The following is an 18,922-nucleotide window of genomic DNA, read 5'->3' on the forward strand; positions in this document are numbered from 1 at the left end:
TACTCTTTTATAGGAAGCTTGTACTTTCCATACATAGTATGCTGATACTTTATTTTTGTGTTAAACAGATATAGTAAGAATTTAATCAATTTAAAAAAATATAGATTAAAATACAATCTATATTTCTAAACTATGAAAAATGAAATAAATAAGTTTATAAGCTATCTAAATATATTTTATGATTATTCAATAATCTTTCATCATTAGGTGAAAGATTAATCGCAAGCTGCGAAAATTCTGTTGCTTTATCTAGCATGTTTAAATGGTAACAGCCTAAAGCGGCCAAATCATAAGGTGTATAGTCCCAAGCATTTGCATCGTTAGCAAAGTCAAATGATTTCTCTTTGATTTTTAATGCTTCAGTTGCATAATAATAAACACTAGACCAATCTTCCTCTTTGTATGCTAGTAAAGATAGATCTATATAGGGTTCTCTTGATAAAATAGATTCACTTATCGCTTTATGAAACCATTTTTTAGCATTTAAAATTTCACCCTTTTCAGAATATGATTTTCCAATAAATCTCATGGAAGAGGATCTTTCATCTTCCCAAGTTGAGGTCGGTAGTGATAAATACTCTTTTAAGGTTAAAATGCAATCATCCCAGTTATTAGCAAACATATATTCGCGGCCAAGATAATACAAATTTCTACTACTGTTAGGGTTTTCTTCCACCGCCAATTTTAGTAATGGAAGATTTAAACTTCTATTTTTGCTAATGTCAGGATAATGATTGTAAACTAGTCCCTTAATATATACTTGAGTTTCTTCACCCTCTCCTATATATTCTAAAATTTCATGTGTTGGATATATCCATTTATAACCATGCCTTGAGTGGATTCTTGACCAGGTATATTGAACTGCTGGTGTACCATCAGTATTAATGCTCCAATTATATAGATATGATCCTCTTGTGGTTTCTTTTGTCCATGCATTTTCTAAATGCTCTCTCCAGCCATCCTCAATTACATCATCAAGATCTGAGGAAACACATATATCCATATATTCTGGAATGAATTTTAAACATTCATTTCTTGAGTAATCAAATCGAAATGGAGTAACATTTATAGAATAAACAACAGCACCTCTTTCTTTTAGCTTATTAATTGTATCATCGGTAGAACCTGTATCTACAACTATAACAACATCAGCGTTACTAACATGATCCATAAAGCGGTCAACGAACTGTTCTTCATTTTTACATATTGCATATACGCAAACTTTATATTTACCATTCATGTAAAAGCCTCCTAATAAACAAGTATTTATGACACATTACATTATATGGTCAAAAATAATTATGGGTTACATAGAATAGTTCATAGTAGAATAATCATTATGAATTATGATTATTCTCAAAAAGAAAAAACAAACAATAAATTATTGATTGTTCTTTATTTTTGAGAATATGCTTATTAAGCATAAACATCAAGAATATTATTGCTAGTAGATTTAGTGGATTTTGTTGAAGTGCTTTTCAAAAGGTCTAGACTACTATTGCTAGTTTTCGATGATTGCTCCGTACTTGATGTTTAATCTGTTTTTACAGATTGCTTTTGAGTGATTTGAGCTTGAACTTGTTGTATTTTAGCTTCTATCACGGAAGTTTTAGCTGCTTTTGTTTTTGCATCATCCTTACTTGAACTTTCTGCACTCAATTGTGAATTAAGAGACGTTAGTTGTGATTTGAGTGAACTTACATCACTGCTACTACTGCTTGTAGTACCTGTACTGCTTGTTGTTGCAGTTGATGAAACTAATGAAATACTCATATTTACCCTCCTTTACTGTGCTCTGCATTTATTTACCTATTACTATTATCGTATCATTACATGCTTTAGTATAGTCAAATACTGTGGCAATACTGTGGCAAATATAAATGAAAATTAATTTAAAATAACATTCTTGTATACATATGGTAAAATATAAATTGAGGTGAACTAAATTCATGAATAAAAAGCTGATATATATTGCTGATGATGAAATAAATATTTGTAATATTATAAAATCATTTCTTGTTAAAGCTGGGTTTGAAGTAGAAATATTTAAGGATGGGCGTGCCATTCTTGAAGCCTTCAATGCGAGGCAGGCGGACATGCTTATAATAGATATCATGATGCCTGAAATAGACGGTTATTCTCTTTGCTTGCAAATAAGACCTATTAGCTCTGTACCAATAATAATTGTATCTGCAAAAGATACAGAGCCTGATAAGATAGTAGGACTTACTTTAGGTTGTGATGATTATCTTACTAAACCTTTTAGCCCACTTGAACTTATTGCTAGGGTTAACAGCATTTTTAGAAGAATAAAATTGGATACAAATCATAGTATAGGAAATAAAATTACTAAAATTTATGATGTTACAATAAATCTTGATACTAAACAAGCGGAGGTTAAAGATAAGGCAATAGGTTTTACAGGAATGGAGTTATCTTTGTTTTATTATCTCGTAAATAATAAAAATAGAGCAATTAGTCGTAGTGAATTACTAGATAAAGTTTGGGGTTTTGAAAATGAGGTTGAGACTCGTGCCACTGATGATATGATAAAAAGAATAAGAAAAAAGTTAATAGATGCTGGATCAATTCTTAAAATAGATACAATATGGGGATTTGGGTTTACCATAAAAGATAAGGAAGGTTGTTATGAAGAGGAACACAATAAAATGGAAAATATTTAAATATAATATTATTGTAATTGTTATGTTAATTACATTAACTACTATAATATTTAATGTGGCTGTCCGAGTGTATTTTAAAAAAGATATATTGAGACAGTTAAATAAAATTGCATCAGGTACCGAGAATACTGCACTTGAGCATGGACCAGATTTTTTTCCAGGACCTGAGCGGATGCCCCCTCCAAAGTCACAAAATGATAATGACCTTTTTAAATATTATTCAATGATTGATGATTCGTTAAAGGAACCTATAAGTGTATTGAATGCGAATGTTATTTTGCTTGATAAAAACAAAAATAGAATTACACCATACAAAGAAAAATCATCTGATATTTCGAAGGACCTTATGAGTCGATTTACAAATGAGGTTAATAAATCTAAAACTTTTAGTACTGAAAAATATTTAAATCTTAATTTATCGGGTACTAAGTACATAGCAATAATAAAACCTGTATTTAATAAAAATTCTTTTGGACTTGGTTGGATAATCATATATTCAAGCCTTGAGAAGATAAATCAATTACAACTTGGAATTAACTTAATTCTTTTTATTATTCTTCTCTTTTCAGCACTTCTAATTGGAATACTTTCTTCGCGTTTATCAAAGAAGATATCAGATCCTTTTTCTTTGCTTAATGAGTATATAAGTAATATTGCAGAGAAAAATTTTGGAAGTATTGTTGAAATGCCTATATATGATGAATTAAAAGAATTTGTAGTTAATATAAATATTATGTCAGAAAAACTTGAAGTCTATGATAAAGCTCAAAAAACTTTTTTGCAAAATGCATCACATGAATTTAGAAACCCACTTATGTCAATTCAAAGTTATGCTGAAGGGATAATGTATGATGTTGTGGATAAGAAAATCGCTGCTGATGTTATTATTAATGAAAGTAAACGTATGACACATTTGGTAGAAGATTTATTATATTTATCTCGCCTTGATGCGATAGAAGAACATTACCATAGTGATGAACTAAGCATTAGTAAATTAATAAATAGTTGTATTGAACGAATGGAGGTAATTGCAAATAAAAATAATATAGTGATTGCGAGTAATGGCTTAAAGGAAGGCATCATGGTTATGGGTGATGAGGATAAATTATCTCGTGCAGTTGCTAATATAATTAGCAACTGCATAAGATATGCAAAGAGAACTGTAACTGTCACACTAAAAGTAGTAAATAAGAAGATTGAGATCACAATAGGTGATGATGGCCCTGGAATTGATAATAATGAACTCCCTAATATATTTGAAAGATTTTACAAAGGCAAGAAGGGGAATTTTGGATTAGGATTATCTATTAGTAAAAATATAGTAGAAAGGCACAATGGTAAAATTACTGCTAGGAATTCAGAATTAGGAGCATTGTTCGTAATTGAATTAACAATTTTATAATTTATAATAAATTATAATATTGGAGAAGTTTAGTAAAATATATTTTAATATAAAAATACGCATAATGTAGTATATATATTGATACTACATTATGCGTATTTTATTTTTAATAGCTTTTCTCATTAAGTAAATGAATTCTAAATGAGTAAATTAAGTCGATTATAACTATAAATAATACTATAGAGGAATCTAATATATAACTAGTTGATGTATGGTACAAAAATGGGAAATAACATACTAATGAAACAAAAGGTATTATTATAGCAATATAAAATTTCTTTGGAAAAGAAAAGGCATATAGTAGCGAAATTATGTCTGCCATAAAGAAATATCTCTCATGCATTCTTGGTAACAAAAATGGAATAATTATAGAAAACAATAAGGCTAATTCTATAACATTATCATATTTAATAATTTTTATATATTTAATACTTACATAAAATATGATAAAAACAACCACAAGAGTAAAAGCAATTCCAATATTACCTATGAGAGTTGTATTGCTAAAGAGCTTATTAGTAAACCATTGATATATTGATGGTGCATTAGAAGTTAAAGATGTATACTCGCTGGACTGATTAACATAAATGAGTAAAATATCTTTTAAGGGTCTACCCACAATTAAACTAGGTATGCTTAGAACCAAATAGGATATAGGTAAAAGAAGCAAATGATATATTTTAATCCTATTCTTAATTAATAAGATACCAAACAATGGTAGTAAAAATATTGCTTGTAGTTTAAAGGATAGTGCAACTCCATAAAATATTAATGATGTGATTGGTTTTTCACGTAATATATAATAGATAGAACCAATAACAAAGGAGGTAAATATTATATCACATTGAGCCCATACAGACCCGTTAAATATAACTGTAGGAATGAAGAGTAGAAGTCCAAAAGCCAGATAGTTAGCATTTTCATTTTTATATTTAATATTAACAATTTTAATAACGAAAAAAGCAGCCATTATTTCAAAAACAAAAGTTATCATTTTTACATAGAACAACTTATTTATACCTGTATATGTTCCTAGTGTTAATAAGTAAAAATAGGGCGGGGTGTAATCACCTAATGAATTTTTTAAGGCACTAAAGCCACCACCCGTTTTTATAGTATCAAACCAGCGGCTTACAAAGGAAGTATAGTCTCCACTTGTAAATGGCAAGCCATGAATTCTAACAATTAATGCAAGCCAGACAATACATGTTAATATAATAGACTTTTTTAATAATTCTTTATTCTTATCCATAAATATCCTCCTGAGCTTAGTTTTTTATTTCTTGGAACCTCCACTTGGAGGATTTTCGTTAGGTTTAGTACCACTTTTATTCTTAAAATCACCTTGAGGTCTTGTACCACTTTTTTGTCCAAATTACCTTGTTGCATTTTACCATTTCCACCTTGAGGGAAACTATGGCTAATTGTTGCATGGCTTGTGGTATATTTGTATGCATATACAAAGGTTCCCATCATGCCTGAAAGAATTATTATAAGTGCTAGGACTAAGATTGATAAATTCTTTTTTATTTTCATTGATGTACCCTCATCTTTCTTGCTCCTTTAAATTTTTTAGTAAAAGCAGATTCTATATGTTTTCATACAGAATCTGCTTTTTAAAATAAGGTTAATTATCATTAATATTATTTTGTAGTATCAGCACCTTTTAAATCATATAATGCTTCAGAACTTTGACCACCCATTTGATGCGATTTTGAATTAGTAGTAGCAGTTGCTGTTTTAGTAGTTGTATTATATTTCCATTTACTCTCGGCAACTAGTGTGCCGGCTTTTTTAGCCCATGTCATAATATCGCTAGTTGAGCCACCACCGCCACCTTGGCCTCCAACCATTACATATCTAACTTCTCCACTTTTAACTAGTGCTTTAAACTGAGCGAGTGTTATTGCTTTATCAGTTCCAAAGAAGCCCCAAGTCATTACAGATTCTCCGGTTTTAATGATTATATCTGATGCAATACCGCTTGTTGATGAAGTTACAAGGATATATTTCGCTGTGCCTTGATTAGCTTGTAAGAATGTTATTAACTTTGTATTATCAGAAGTTTCTGAGTCTCCCATCCTGAATCTGACGTTTTAGAAAGTATACTTAGTCCTGCAGATGGCATTGATCCTGATCCGGCTGTAAACAAAACAGTTCCAGACCATACAGTAGGTGTTATTAGAAGTCCTATTAAAGCAGTGGCTACTAACATCTTTGAAAGTTTCAAATTATTATTCTTCTTGATCTTAAGGATAATAAGTATTATTGAAGAAACAAAACATAAAATAGATAGGGATATCATTAAAATCTTAGTAATACTAGAAGTACTGTAGAAGTAAGATAAAACAAATAACTGAGCTACTCCATCTACAATAAGTGTTATTGGTAAGATCCAAGATTTCCATCCGCCTTCAATGTAAAGATCCCACATAGAAACAATTCCGATTCCAGCCAGTGCTGCAATTGGTGCTGCAAGCATAGTTAAGTAATAGGGATGAAATAAACCTGTTGTGAAACTGAAATATATAAATGAAGGTATTAACCACATTGACCATAATAGTAAATCTAATTTTCTTTTATTATTAAAAGCAGGTTTGAATTTTTCTTTTAATGATGCTGCAAGTATCCCGAGAATTGCAATAGGGAATAACCATATTATTTGATCAGACAGACCGGTTGTAACAAACAATCTTGTAACGCTAGAAACCGATTGACCACCATTATTGCTACCGCCGCCTTGTCCGCCACCTTGTTTGCCACCTGTTGGCATTTCACCACCACTTGGCATTCCACTAGGTCTAGTGCTTGATGGTGGAGGACCACTTTGAGCGTTTGCATTAATAGAAGCACTTGAACTGCTAGAGTTAGCTTCAGAAGAACTCGGAGGGGTGCTTGTATTGCTTCCTTTAGTGAGTCCACCTTGAGTTTTAGCGTTGCCACCACCGCTCTTAGTAGTACTGCTTCCAATTCCAAGTCTTTCAAGTCCATTATGCCCAATTATAAGCTCTAGTTCTGAGTTGTTTGTACTACTTCCCACGTAAGGTCTGTTTGCTGCAGGTATTAAATCCACAACTATAGCCCATGAGAACGAAACAACAAGTAGAACAAGAGTTCCACAGATAAGATGAATTATTCTCTTTTTAAGAGAAATGCTACTTGATAAAAGGTAAACTAAGTATATAGCTGGAATAACCATATAAGATTGAAGCATTTTTATGTTAAAACCAATACCTACAATAACTAAACATATTATGAGATATTTGAATTTCCCTTTTTCAGCTGCTATAGAAATAAACCAGCATGCGATTAGAAGGGTTAAAACAAGTAAGTTATCGCAAGTATTATTTCTACTTACTGCAACAAATATTGGGGTTGTTGCAAGAAATAATGCTGAGAGAAGACCGGCTGTACTTCCAAAAGATCTCTTAACAATTTTGTATATTACATAAACTGAGATTACTCCTGCAAGAGCCTGTGGAAGAAGAATACTCCACCCACTATATCCAAAGATTTTAGCAGAAATAGCTTGAAGCCAAAAACCTAAAGGAGGTTTATCAATGGTCACAAAGCTTGCAGGGTCAAAAGATACGAAAAAGAAATTTTTCAAACTCATAGTCATGCTTTTTACACCGGCAGCATAGTACAGATTAGAATATCCCTCTATGCTTAGATTAGCAAAATTTAAGATTGCAGATAATATTAATATTAATGACAATAAAAATTTTTCTTTAGAAAGTTTTAATCTTTTCATTTAATTTGCTCCTTTTTAGAATGGCTTGACCATAAAAATAGGCCTTCCAATAATTAGTCTTAGTATATATTTATTATCCCCCTATTTTATTTTAAATAAGATTGTATATAATTTATAAGTGAATTACTTATTTCTCTATAAATAAGATTATAATCATAAATTGTAGTAGTAGTATCAAATAATTATGTGAGCTTTATGTGATTATAAAGTACATAATAAAAGCAATCAACATTTCTGCTGATTGCTCCTGTTTATAGAGGATATCTAATTGAAAAACTAACACCGACATCTCTGTTTGTAACTTCTATTTCTCCGTTATAGTAATTTACAATCTTTTTGCAAATGGCAAGACCAAGACCAAATTTACCCGTTTTATCTTTATAGAAATTATCAAAAATGTGAGACAGATGTTCCTGAGGTATATGTGGACCATCATTATAGATTTCAACAACTGCAAAATTGCCTTCTTTTTTTAAGGTTACGCTAATTTTCTCCTTAGCATATCGAAGACTATTATCTAATATGTTTTCAATGGATACCTGGACTTTATCTGCATTTCCACTAATAATAGCTTCTCCTATATTTAAATCCCATTGTATATTACTATTAACTATTTCAAATCTATTTGTAATATGGTAAAGTAAGCGATGCATATTAATTTCAATATTTTCAAAGTTATTCTCTAAAACATAATCAAGAGTATTTAAATATAACATTTGTTTAACTTTCTTTTCTAGCCTTAGAGATTCATCCCTTATTATTTCAGCATTTTTCTCCACTGATTCCACATACACACCATCAATTATAGCCTCAGCATGACTCATAATCACCATAATTGGTGTTTTTAAATCGTGGGATATGCTTTGTAGAAACAGTTTCTCTTCTTCATCTCCACGTTTTAATTCTTTTCTCATCATATTCATAGAGATTGCTAGTCTTCCAATTTCATCTTCATTTTTAATTTTAATAGGTTCTTCCCAATCTTTATGGGATATTCTAACAGTATAATTTTCTAGTTCTTTAAGTGGTTTTGAAATGTAGTTTGCAACCAGTTTAGCACAAAGAAAACCAATAGCTATAAATAAGACACCTATTCCAAGCACCATGTAAAGTAGGCTACTATCTTGTTTTTCAGGCACATAGCTTATTAAATATGATGTTCCAGATGTACCATATTTAATTGAACTTATAAAGAAAATAAATTTATTATTATTGTATGATTCTTTAATTAGTTTTTCAGAAAGTTTGCCTGGTGTAATGTAACTTGCCATCCATATCCTAATATTATTTTCATTAGTTCTAAAACCAGAGTTAACATTACCAGGAGAAACAGGGGGCATTCCGTGAGCTTTATTTACATTCATAATTTCAGCTATATTATCTTTACCAACACTTACAATGTAATAATCACTATCTTTAAGATTTTTTATTCCGTCATATCTATTAGGTTGGGTAAAATTATTAGCTTTCAATAAATAGGCATGTGACACTTTTAAATCTTGAGTTATAGCTTTTTCAGTTATACTTCTAAAAGCGACAAGGTAAAAAATTGAAATACTAAAAATTATTATAAGTATTATTGCTGTAAAGGTTGTCCATATTCTCATAGTTAGTGATTTAAATTTATAATTAAATTTTTTCATGATTTGTACACCAATTTATAGCCATAGCCATATACTGTTTCTATTGTGAACTTATCTATTTTTTTTCTAAGGCGCCTTATAACATCATCAACAACTCTATCCGAACCAAAATAATCATCACCCCATACAGTATCCAATATCTGTTCTCTAGATACTAAATTATTTTTATTTTCAATAAAATAATATAGTAGTTCAAATTCTTTTTTAGTTAAAATGACCTCTTCGTTACCTATAAAAACTGTTCTTTGTTTCTTGCTAATACGGTATCCACCCATGTTTAAGTCATCATTAATTATTGTAACATCTGTATTTTTGGCACCAGAAATTCTCTCTAAAAGCTTATTAGTTCTAATAATAAGCTCCCTAGGCAAAAATGGTTTTGACAAATAATCATCGCTACCAAGCTCAAGTCCAACCACACGATCAAGTTCTTCATTTCTTGCAGACATAAAAATAACAGGAGTGTTTTTATTATGAGCTTTAACAGCCTTAATGATTTCATAACCATCAATATCGGGGAGCATTATGTCTAGTATCCAAAGATCAGGCATATCTTCAATTCTTGCAATAGCTGCATTACCAGTGGAAAAAGTAGTTACGTCGTAACCTTCACGTTCTAAGTATTTTTCAAGCAAAAGATTTAAACTTATTTCATCTTCAACAAGATATATTTTTTTTGCCAATTAAATCACCTCACGAATTTTTAATCACTAAGTCATATAATTTATAAAAAAAGTTAAATATGTACCATATAATACCTTATATTTTATATTCTATCATATAATTCTCAAAACATTTCTATTTATTTATGTAAAGATTATGTGTTTTATGAAGAAAGTATCGAATAACTAGCAAACCACTTTATAAATTGAATAAGGCACGTTAAAATTATATGGAATAGAATATGGTAAAAAATAGAAGAAAAAAGCTGTTTCATGATTAGATATGTTAATATATAGGGTTACAGAGTATAATAGAGATTATTCGGTTAATAGGAGGATGAGTTTTATGATAAATGTAAATAAGCCAGTAACTAATCCAGAGTTAGTTGAGAGTATGAATAAATTTATAAATGAGAAAAGTGCAGATAACGAACTTAATCTCATTGAGAAAATAAATCAATCTCATTTAATGACACCTGTAATAATAAGTGGTGATGTAGAAAATGGGTTAATTCCAGAAGGAACAACAGTTAGTTTTAAAACTATAACGAATACAGATAATGAATCTTATATCGTTACATTTACAGATGAAGATGAATTATATAAATGGTCAAAGGATAAAGAGCAAACACTAGCATATACATATGATGATTTGAATGGTATTGTTTTAGAAAATATAAATGAGATAAAGGGATTTGTAATAAATCCATATGGTCAAATATTTATTATTACACCAGAGGTAATGCAGTACTTTTCTAAAAGAAAATCTGAGATAGTTTTATAAGAAGACACTAAAATTATGAGGGTGAATATGAAAATTAAGAACTGGAATTTATATGAAATTGTTTGGTTATTGTTTTTTTCAATGATCGCAATTATATTAACAATTATATGGAAGGATACTTTGTTTGGATTCTCTGTATTTATAACAGGAGTGTTGTGTGTAATTCTTGCAGCAAAGGGTAGTTTATGGACATATATTTTTGGCATGTACAATACTTTTGGGTATGCCTACTTAGCTTTTAACAATGGCTTGTTTGGTGAGATGGGTTTAAATCTTTTGTTTTTTGCACCAATGAATATTGTTGGATTTATAATGTGGAGAAAATGTATGAGTGGAAGTATTGTAGAAATGAAAGGCTTACAGAAAAAGGATAAAGTGTTGACAGCTATAATTTGTATTCTAGGTAGTTTTGCACTAGGGCTTGCTTTGTCATTTATCAATGGTCAAAATACTCCATATATAGATGCGATAACAGATATATTGTCAATTGTAGCAACATTTTTAATGGTATGGAGATTTAAGGAACAGTGGTTATTATATATTGTATTAAATATTTTCACTATAGTTATGTGGACTATTAGAACAGTAAATGGAAGTCCTGATGGAGTAATGATGATTGTAATGTGGAGTGCATATCTTGTAAATGCGATTTATGGTTATTATAATTGGAATAAAGGCGCAACCAAAGCTAAGGAGATAAGTTTATTATGAAAAAAATTGGATTAACACTTGGTAAATTTGCACCTTTGCATGTAGGTCACCAATTTATGATTGAGACTGCTTTAAAGGAAATGGACGAACTAATTATACTTATCTATGACACAAAAGTTACAAAGATACCTCTAAGTGTAAGGGCAGGTTGGATAAAAGAATTATATCCAAGTGTAACTGTTATTGAAGGATGGGATGGCCCTGAGGGATATTCCAATGATAGGTCTTATGAAATCTTAGAGGAGCAATATATCTTACGTATGCTTGACGGGAGGGCTGTAACTCATTTTTATTCTAGTGAATTTTATGGTAAACATGTAAGTAAAGCGCTTCTTGCAGTAGATAGAAGAATAGATGAGCCTCGTTTAAGTGTACCTATTTCTGGGACAATGATAAGAGAAAACCCCTTTAAATATCGAGAGTATTTAAGCGATGTTGTCTACAAAGATTTAATTACAAAAATAGTCTTTGTAGGTGCAATGTCGACTGGTAAGTCAACGATAACAGAAGCTTTAGCAAAAAAATATAAAACCACATATGCAAGTGAATATGGGAGAGATTATTGGACAAACCATCAAGTAGATAGACGTATAAGTTTTGATTCATTTGATGAAATTGCTATAGGTCATATTAAACGTGAAGATGAAGCTATACAAAAGGCGAATAAGTGTTTTTTTGTAGATACTAATGCAATAACTACTTATATGTATGCGCTTGATTATCATGGCACTGCTCCAAAATGCCTTACCCAGATTGCACTAGAAAATTCAAAGAGATATGACATATTTTTTCTATGTGATGATGATATTCCTTATGATGATACTTGGGATAGAAGTGGTGATCAAAAGCGTAAGGTGTTCCATCAGCAAATCATTTCTGATTTACATGAACGTAGAATACCATATATTGTACTTCGTGGTAGTTTGGAGGAACGGTTAAAAATAGTTGACAAAGTTCTTGCTGAATTCCAAAAATATAATAATTATTTTGGGGAAAATAAATTATGAAAAAAGATTTGACTGGTTTTGATCCAAGATTAAATAATAGCATAGTAGAAGTTGGTTGTGATGTTAAAAATATATAGGATTAATTTATATTACCTTATAAAAACACATAAAAAAAATATCATATTGACACTTCATTGACATTACAGACAGCCATAATATAAAATAAAAAGGTAGATTAGAAAATAAGTTTTTGAATTTAAGGGAGGAAAATATGGTAGAAAGTTTAATTAACATGGTAATTTTAGTTATGGATAAAGTGGGGTATTTGGGGGTTTTTGTATTTATGGCTCTTGAAAGCGCATGTATTCCAATACCTAGTGAGGCTATACTTCCATTTGGAGGTTATTTAAGCTATACAGGAAGGCTGAGCATAATTCCAACAATAATTCTAGGAACGCTTGGAGGAACATTTGGTTCAATCTTAGCTTATTATTTAGGAAAATTAGGTGGAAGACCTTTAGTTGAGAAATATGCATCTTTTTTGCATTTGTCAAAATCAAGTTTAGATAAAAGTGATCTATACTTTAAAAAATATGGAGAGAAAATTGTATTTTATTCAAGGTTACTTCCTATCGTAAGAACTTTTATTTCACTTCCAGCTGGCATAAGCAATATGGACTTTAAAAAGTTCACAGTGTATACTTTTTTTGGTTCATTAATTTGGAGTGCTTTACTTGGGTTTACTGGTTATTACATGGGTGAGAAGTGGGTTATTATTAGACCGTGGTTCCATTATGCAGATATTCTTGTGGTAATAGTAATAGTAGGACTTATAGGATACAAATTAATTACAATAAAAAAAGTGAAAAAATCATAAATTAAAGATTATAATATAGACTGAAATTTAATATGAAGGAGCTACAAATGGAGAAGTTATTCAAAAGCTATAAATCAACCATTATCCTTTTAGGTTCGATTATACTTGGAGGTATTATAGGAATCGTAATGGGCCCGAAATCTTCAGTATTAGAACCTTTTGGAAAACTTTTTATAAATCTAATGTTTATGATTTTGGTCCCATTAGTATTTTTCAGTGTTGCCTCTGCTATGGCAAATATAAGTGGAATGAAAAGACTAGGTAAAATTATGGGAAGTATTATGTTGGTATTTTTATCTACAGCACTTATTGCAGCTATTATTGGCACGGTAGGAGCACTTATTATGAAGCCAACTAATAATCTACATATAGATATGTTTAAAAGTTTAATGAAGAGCGCTGTAGGAACTCAACCTAACGAAAAAGTTTCATTTTTAAATCAACTTGTGAATACATTTACTGTTTCTGATTTTGTAGATTTACTCTCAAGAAAGAATATGCTACAACTTGTTATATTTTCAATTATTTTTGGTATTTCAGTTTCTCTTTCAGGAGAAAAAGCCAAACCTTTCGCTAATTTACTTGAGGCTGGTTCGGTTACAATGATGAAAGTAGTTAAAATTATTATGTATTACGCCCCTATTGGTCTTGGTTGTTATTTTGCTTCAATGGTTGGACAACTTGGCGGTCAAATTCTAAATGGATATTTAAAAATATTTGTATTATATTTAATCCTCTCTGTAATTTATTATTTTGGTTTTTTCAGTCTATATGCATTTGTTGCAGCTGGGAAAAATGGTGTAAAAATATTTTGGAAAAATGCTGTTACACCTTCAGTAACAGCTTTAGCAACTTGTTCAAGTGCTGCTTGTATACCAGCAAACTTAGAAACTGTAAAGAAAATTGGTGTACCATATGATATAGCAGAAACAGTAATTCCACTTGGTGCAAACATGCATAAGGATGGATCTGTATTTGGTGGTGTTATGAAAATTACACTTCTACTAGGCTTGTTTGGTAAGGAAATGAATAGTGTTAGTTCAATACTTGGTATTATAGGTGTTTCACTTCTAGTAGGGGCGGTTATGGGTGCTATTCCTAGTGGTGGAATGATAGGCGAAATGCTAATATTAAGTGTATATGGGTTACCACCAGAAGTTCTTCCAATTATTGCAGTTGTTAGTGTAATTATAGATGCGCCAGCAACACTACTTAATTCTACTGGGAACACAGTATGTTCTATGCTTGTTACTAGACTAGTGGAGGGTAAGAACTGGTTGAAACATGATGAAAAAGTTGCTAGCAAAACGAGTGTGTAATTAAGAGATTGGATCATATTATATAATTCTTATAAATATGAAGCAGGAGCTCTAAATGGTATATAATTCCATAAGTGAACTCTCTTTTTTGATAGTAAATGTTACGGTAGAATATTTTTTAGGAGGGGTTTGTTATAAAACTTACTAGAGAATTTTATGCTAGAGACACCTTGCAGGTTGCGAGGGAACTTTTAGGGAAAATACTTGTACATAAAATTAATGGGGTAAAATTGAGTGGAAAGATAGTTGAAACAGAAGCATATATTGGATCAATTGATAAGGCATGCCATGCTTATGGAGGAAAACATACACCCAGAGTTGAAACTTTATATGGAATACCTGGTATAGTATATGTATACTTTATTTATGGAATGTATCATTGTTTTAATGTAATAACGAAGGAAGAAGGGTTTCCTGAAGGGGTTTTAATAAGAGCAATTCAGCCAATAGATGGGCTTAATGAAATGGCAAATTTGAGATTTAATAAAGAGTATAATGAATTAACAAAAGCTCAAATCAAAAATTTAACAACAGGTCCCTCTAAGTTATGCATAGCTATGAATATAAATAAAGAGAATAATGAGCAAGATTTGTGTACAAGTGGATTATATATTGAAGAGTCAGTGGATAAAGAAAAAATTGAAATTATAGAAGCTAAGAGAATTGGTATTAATTATGCAGAGGAAGCAGCAGAATTTTTATGGCGATTTTATATAAAAGACAATATTTTTGTATCTGTTAAGGAGAGAGTTTTACGTTATAATAAGAGTGAAGGGAAGTGATAGAAATGAGTTTTTTATTTAATGACAAAGAAGATAAAAGTGGAGTAGAAAAAATTAAGTTTGGTAATAAACTTAATAAAAATAGAGTGGTTACAAGGGAAGTAACTTTAAAAATATTAAATACAGCAATCATATACAATGACGAGGAAGATTATTATGATACATTAGCTACGTGTGCTAATGAGAACAATATAATAGAGACTATTAGTATAGAAGGGTTTGAAATACATGAAAATGTTGTAGAGCTTAAAGGTGCATATATTGACTATGAACAAGATTCAGATATAAACTCTACAGGAACAATATATTATTTATAATTTAATATAAATTTGAATAATAATATATAACAAGGATGGTGAGTTATTATAAGTTACAAAAGAATAACTTTACTTCAAATTGATTATTTTTTTGCTATAGCAAAATACCTTAACTTTACAGAAGCTGCAAAGTCTTTATATGTTTCACAACCTTCTTTGAGTAAGCAAACTGCTATTTTAGAAAGTGAGATAGGTGTTCAACTTTTTTATAGAACAAAACGAGATGTCCGCTTAACACCGGCTGGTGTTGTTCTTTTTAAGGAATTAAGTGGTATATCTGAACGCATTGAAAGAGCTATAGAAAAATCAAGAAAACCTGATTTGGGTGAAAAGGGCACTATTACTATTGGTTGTTTAGAGGCTATGGATACAAGTATATTTCTACCTATAGTTGTAAAAAAATTCAAAGAAAAACATTCTAGTGTTAATGTTGTTTTTGAGAGGCATACTTTTAAAATGCTAAGAGAAAAACTTATTAATGGGACGTTAGACATAATATTTACACTTTCTTTTGAGATTGATGATTCTCTTGGATTACTCTGGGAAAATGTATATAAACAAAATAGCAGTATTGTAATGGAAGCATCAAATCCTTTAGCTCATAAAAAAAATTTAGTATTTGAAGATTTTAAAGATGAAAATTTTATTGTGATTTCAAGACATGAAACACCTAACGGATTTGATGGAGTAATAAGTCTATGTAGGAAACATGGGTTTACTCCTAAAATTGTAAAGGAGCTTCCAAATGTAGAATCATTACTTTTATGTGTAGAGTCAGGACTTGGAATATCATTAGTTGATAGTAACATCAGAATGCATAATAACGATAATTTTAAATTTTTTAAATTGAAAGATGATTTTATAAGTGTAGTTATGGCTTGGCAAAAGGAAAATATGAATCCGGTAGTTACATTATTTACTAATGATGTTTTGAATGAAGTAAAAATATAAAAAATTATTAACATAAGAAAAGTATGGCGAAGGCTATGCTTTTCTTATGTTTTGAGGACATCATATGTATTAGGTATAACATAAAAGAATAAGAGTAATTCTAAATGGGTATTTTCGTATCATGATATCATTTGTTAAAATATAAACAAGATACTTTAATTGAGTAATATTTTATAAGGGGTGAAAGTTTATGAAAGATTTAAAGACAGAATTAACATTCGAGGAACAAAAGAAAACGTATTCAAAATATTTTTATAAACCACTTGCTATTCCAAATCCGGAATTAATAGATATTCTTAAACTAGGACCAATGGATCCAGCGAAGGTCTTAATGCCAGAAAACATAAATGAACTTCTTGATTCACCATATCATGAGATTGAAACTGGTTATTGCGTTCTCCCAAATGGAACTGCATATGTTGCTGTTAACAATAAGTTTCCAGGAGTAACTGTTGCAATGATAAATTGGTGGTTTGCATGGCATGCACTTGAGGACATGAGGTACATGCTCTGGTTTAGAAAGGGGCATTATGGGGTATCGATTAGCGATGAAGATAGAGCAATAATACTTGATCCAGAAACTAAAATGCTCCAAAAGTTTCAAGGGCGTACACACTATGTTATAGAAGATGCTGGTGGTGGTCCTGAGGATATACAGATTTCATTTTTAACTCCTGAAGAATTAGGTTTTGATATGGATAGATTTAAATCACCTGCTGTAGGTACAGTAATTGGCGCAAATGGAATTTCTAGCAGGCGGGCTGGTGGACCTAAATCGCCAGCTATAATGACTCACTTTGTTCGAGAAATTTCAGGAGGAGTAGAGTTTCGTTCAAGGTTCTGGTTAGGTTACCATATGGTAGATAAAAAACCTGTTAAAATAATTCCAGATGGAATGCAAATTCCTATTCAAGTAGCCATGGATCTAGCTTTTCATAATGTTCAAGAGTTTAGTAATTTAGCATCTATTCTGCCAAGTCTATATGAAGAAATGGAAGGAAAAATATTTTGATGCGAAGGTAATTATCAACATCAGAGATGATGATTAACAAAAAAAGGAGTGCTATATATGAATAAATACAAACATGTATTTTCGCCAATTACAATAAAAGGAGTAGAATTTAAGAATAGAATTGAAGTAGCACCAATGGTTCCTTGTATGGCTACTCCAGAAGGCTGGGTAACAAAAGAATTAATTGAATTCTACAGACCCTTTGCAAAAGGCGGTGCAGCTATTGTTACAGTTGGAGATTCTGCAGTAAACTGGACTCATGCAATGGATCATGAGGGACAGCTTAATTTAGGTGATGATAACGTTAAAATGGGATTAGATGATTTAGCAGATGAAGTACAAAGGTATGGTGCATTAATTTCTGTTGAGTTAAATCATGGTGGTCGTTTTGCGAACTCCATGAATTTGGCAAGTAAAGGTCTAAAACCAGTAAGTTCAACTCCAAAGCCAGCAGAAATTGATGAATTCTTTTCAAAGCTTCAAGGAAGGACCCCAGCAGAAGTTGAAGAAATGAGTATTCCGTTAATTAATAAAACTATTCAGGATTATGCAGATGCAGCGGGAAGATGTAAGGACAGTGGATTTAAAATGGTAATGATTCATGGAGCACATGGTATGCTACCAGGTCAATTTTTATCGCCATATGTAAATAAACGTGTTGATAGATATGGTGGAAATTTTGAAAATAGAGCGCGGTTTTGCATAGAATTATTAGAGGCAGTACTATGAAACATCATATTAAAGTAGTTACCAATACAAAATTAGAAGAAATTACTGAAAAAGGGATTAAAACAATTAATTCTAAATTCCAGTGGAAAGAATATGAAGCAGATACTGTTGTATTAGCTTTGGGAATGAGAGCACGTAAGGATAAAATTGAAGAATTAAGGCATTTAATACCAGAAACTGAAGTCTATATAATTGGAGATGGGCATCAAATTGGGAATGTGTACTCGGCAGTTCATGTAGGGTTTGATACGGCGGTAGAAATTTAGAAAAAGGTTTTACTACTTAGTAAAAGTTTCACTATGTGGTGAAAATAAATAGCCCTCAGATTAACTTAGTTAATTTGGGGGC

Annotated in this window: 19 protein-coding genes and 1 pseudogene; 13 read left to right on the plus strand and 7 right to left on the minus strand. The window is 30.8% G+C overall.

The features are described 5' to 3' along the window. Positions 1 to 154: 154 nt before the first annotated feature. Together KPL37_RS01730 and KPL37_RS01735 are read right to left on the minus strand one after the other, a co-directional pair. Positions 155 to 1,240, minus strand: a complete 1,086-nt coding sequence (locus tag KPL37_RS01730) for a tetratricopeptide repeat-containing glycosyltransferase (RefSeq protein WP_216145536.1) — start codon at positions 1,238 to 1,240, stop codon at positions 155 to 157. A gap of 293 nt (positions 1,241 to 1,533) precedes the next feature. After that, a complete protein-coding gene (locus tag KPL37_RS01735) occupies positions 1,534 to 1,773 on the minus strand; it encodes a FlxA-like family protein (protein ID WP_216145537.1) in 240 nt (79 codons plus the stop codon). Positions 1,774 to 1,949: 176 nt separating this feature from the next. On the opposite strand from KPL37_RS01735, the gene KPL37_RS01740 reads away from it, so the two are divergent. Continuing rightward, a complete protein-coding gene (locus KPL37_RS01740) occupies positions 1,950 to 2,684 on the plus strand; it encodes a response regulator transcription factor (RefSeq protein ID WP_216145538.1) in 735 nt (244 codons plus the stop codon). Further along, complete coding sequence (locus KPL37_RS01745) at positions 2,650 to 4,086, plus strand: sensor histidine kinase (protein WP_216145539.1); 1,437 nt, start codon at positions 2,650 to 2,652, stop codon at positions 4,084 to 4,086. The genes KPL37_RS01740 and KPL37_RS01745 overlap by 35 nt, the downstream gene beginning before the upstream one ends. 106 nt (positions 4,087 to 4,192) lie before the next feature. Here the strand turns inward: KPL37_RS01745 and KPL37_RS01750 are convergent, their stop codons facing one another. From KPL37_RS01750 to KPL37_RS01770, 5 genes and pseudogenes are all read right to left on the minus strand, one after another. Further along, entirely contained in the window at positions 4,193 to 5,338 is a 1,146-nt protein-coding gene (locus KPL37_RS01750) for a hypothetical protein (protein ID WP_216145541.1), read from the minus strand. After that, on the minus strand, positions 5,314 to 5,622 hold the full coding sequence (locus KPL37_RS01755; protein WP_216145543.1) for a hypothetical protein: 309 nt from the start codon (positions 5,620 to 5,622) through the stop codon (positions 5,314 to 5,316). The genes KPL37_RS01750 and KPL37_RS01755 overlap by 25 nt, the downstream gene beginning before the upstream one ends. Before the next feature lie 107 nt (positions 5,623 to 5,729). Then, positions 5,730 to 7,840: pseudogene (locus tag KPL37_RS01760) on the minus strand (glycosyltransferase family 39 protein). Between the two features lie 251 nt (positions 7,841 to 8,091). Further along, entirely contained in the window at positions 8,092 to 9,483 is a 1,392-nt protein-coding gene (locus KPL37_RS01765) for a sensor histidine kinase (RefSeq protein ID WP_216145545.1), read from the minus strand. After that, a complete protein-coding gene (locus KPL37_RS01770; protein ID WP_216145547.1) occupies positions 9,480 to 10,166 on the minus strand; it encodes a response regulator transcription factor in 687 nt (228 codons plus the stop codon). The genes KPL37_RS01765 and KPL37_RS01770 overlap by 4 nt, the downstream gene beginning before the upstream one ends. A 325-nt stretch (positions 10,167 to 10,491) precedes the next feature. Here KPL37_RS01770 and KPL37_RS01775 point away from each other — a divergent pair, with 325 nt between their 5' ends. The 11 genes from KPL37_RS01775 (at position 10,492) to KPL37_RS01825 (ending at position 18,840) form a co-directional block, all read left to right on the plus strand. After that, positions 10,492 to 10,929 carry an SseB family protein gene (locus KPL37_RS01775; RefSeq protein ID WP_216145549.1) on the plus strand — a complete coding sequence of 146 codons (438 nt, stop codon included), beginning with the start codon at positions 10,492 to 10,494 and terminating at the stop codon, positions 10,927 to 10,929. Between the two features lie 27 nt (positions 10,930 to 10,956). Further along, on the plus strand, positions 10,957 to 11,640 hold the full coding sequence (gene pnuC, locus KPL37_RS01780) for a nicotinamide riboside transporter PnuC (RefSeq protein WP_216145551.1): 684 nt from the start codon (positions 10,957 to 10,959) through the stop codon (positions 11,638 to 11,640). Further along, a complete protein-coding gene (locus KPL37_RS01785; RefSeq protein ID WP_216145553.1) occupies positions 11,637 to 12,647 on the plus strand; it encodes an AAA family ATPase in 1,011 nt (336 codons plus the stop codon). Before pnuC ends, KPL37_RS01785 begins: the two co-directional genes overlap by 4 nt. Before the next feature lie 211 nt (positions 12,648 to 12,858). Then, positions 12,859 to 13,464, plus strand: a complete 606-nt coding sequence (locus tag KPL37_RS01790; protein ID WP_216145555.1) for a DedA family protein — start codon at positions 12,859 to 12,861, stop codon at positions 13,462 to 13,464. A gap of 47 nt (positions 13,465 to 13,511) precedes the next feature. Continuing rightward, a complete protein-coding gene (locus KPL37_RS01795) occupies positions 13,512 to 14,783 on the plus strand; it encodes a dicarboxylate/amino acid:cation symporter (RefSeq protein WP_216145557.1) in 1,272 nt (423 codons plus the stop codon). A 134-nt stretch (positions 14,784 to 14,917) separates the two neighbouring features. Next, the gene (locus KPL37_RS01800) at positions 14,918 to 15,565 is read left to right on the plus strand and encodes a DNA-3-methyladenine glycosylase (protein ID WP_216145620.1); all 648 of its coding nucleotides are present in this window, start codon (positions 14,918 to 14,920) and stop codon (positions 15,563 to 15,565) included. 5 nt (positions 15,566 to 15,570) lie between these two features. Next, the gene (locus tag KPL37_RS01805) at positions 15,571 to 15,882 is read left to right on the plus strand and encodes a hypothetical protein (protein WP_216145559.1); all 312 of its coding nucleotides are present in this window, start codon (positions 15,571 to 15,573) and stop codon (positions 15,880 to 15,882) included. A 78-nt stretch (positions 15,883 to 15,960) separates the two neighbouring features. After that, positions 15,961 to 16,833 (plus strand): LysR substrate-binding domain-containing protein, encoded by an 873-nt coding sequence (locus tag KPL37_RS01810; protein WP_343216207.1) that lies wholly within the window; start codon positions 15,961 to 15,963, stop codon positions 16,831 to 16,833. Between the two features lie 190 nt (positions 16,834 to 17,023). Further along, entirely contained in the window at positions 17,024 to 17,845 is an 822-nt protein-coding gene (locus KPL37_RS01815) for a DAPG hydrolase family protein (RefSeq protein WP_216145563.1), read from the plus strand. A 57-nt stretch (positions 17,846 to 17,902) separates the two neighbouring features. Next, positions 17,903 to 18,574: an oxidoreductase gene (locus KPL37_RS01820; protein ID WP_216145565.1), complete on the plus strand. Its 672-nt coding sequence runs from the start codon at positions 17,903 to 17,905 to the stop codon at positions 18,572 to 18,574. Then, positions 18,571 to 18,840: a hypothetical protein gene (locus tag KPL37_RS01825; protein ID WP_216145567.1), complete on the plus strand. Its 270-nt coding sequence runs from the start codon at positions 18,571 to 18,573 to the stop codon at positions 18,838 to 18,840. Before KPL37_RS01820 ends, KPL37_RS01825 begins: the two co-directional genes overlap by 4 nt. The last annotated feature ends 82 nt before the right edge of the window (positions 18,841 to 18,922 follow it).

The organism is Clostridium frigoris, assembly GCF_018861865.1.
Lineage (GTDB): Bacteria > Bacillota > Clostridia > Clostridiales > Clostridiaceae > Clostridium_AD > Clostridium_AD frigoris.

Coding starts and splice junctions, on each gene's coding strand:
- KPL37_RS01805 (WP_216145559.1), top strand. CDS start 15,571: ATGAGTTTTTTATTTAATGACAAAGAAGATAAAAGTGGAGTAGAAAAA.
- KPL37_RS01775 (WP_216145549.1), top strand. CDS start 10,492: ATGATAAATGTAAATAAGCCAGTAACTAATCCAGAGTTAGTTGAGAGT.
- KPL37_RS01795 (WP_216145557.1), top strand. CDS start 13,512: ATGGAGAAGTTATTCAAAAGCTATAAATCAACCATTATCCTTTTAGGT.
- KPL37_RS01825 (WP_216145567.1), top strand. CDS start 18,571: ATGAAACATCATATTAAAGTAGTTACCAATACAAAATTAGAAGAAATT.
- pnuC (WP_216145551.1), top strand. CDS start 10,957: ATGAAAATTAAGAACTGGAATTTATATGAAATTGTTTGGTTATTGTTT.
- KPL37_RS01740 (WP_216145538.1), top strand. CDS start 1,950: ATGAATAAAAAGCTGATATATATTGCTGATGATGAAATAAATATTTGT.
- KPL37_RS01765 (WP_216145545.1), bottom strand. CDS start 9,483: ATGAAAAAATTTAATTATAAATTTAAATCACTAACTATGAGAATATGG.
- KPL37_RS01790 (WP_216145555.1), top strand. CDS start 12,859: ATGGTAGAAAGTTTAATTAACATGGTAATTTTAGTTATGGATAAAGTG.
- KPL37_RS01730 (WP_216145536.1), bottom strand. CDS start 1,240: ATGAATGGTAAATATAAAGTTTGCGTATATGCAATATGTAAAAATGAA.
- KPL37_RS01815 (WP_216145563.1), top strand. CDS start 17,024: ATGAAAGATTTAAAGACAGAATTAACATTCGAGGAACAAAAGAAAACG.
- KPL37_RS01745 (WP_216145539.1), top strand. CDS start 2,650: ATGAAGAGGAACACAATAAAATGGAAAATATTTAAATATAATATTATT.
- KPL37_RS01820 (WP_216145565.1), top strand. CDS start 17,903: ATGAATAAATACAAACATGTATTTTCGCCAATTACAATAAAAGGAGTA.
- KPL37_RS01735 (WP_216145537.1), bottom strand. CDS start 1,773: ATGAGTATTTCATTAGTTTCATCAACTGCAACAACAAGCAGTACAGGT.
- KPL37_RS01755 (WP_216145543.1), bottom strand. CDS start 5,622: ATGAAAATAAAAAAGAATTTATCAATCTTAGTCCTAGCACTTATAATA.
- KPL37_RS01785 (WP_216145553.1), top strand. CDS start 11,637: ATGAAAAAAATTGGATTAACACTTGGTAAATTTGCACCTTTGCATGTA.
- KPL37_RS01750 (WP_216145541.1), bottom strand. CDS start 5,338: ATGGATAAGAATAAAGAATTATTAAAAAAGTCTATTATATTAACATGT.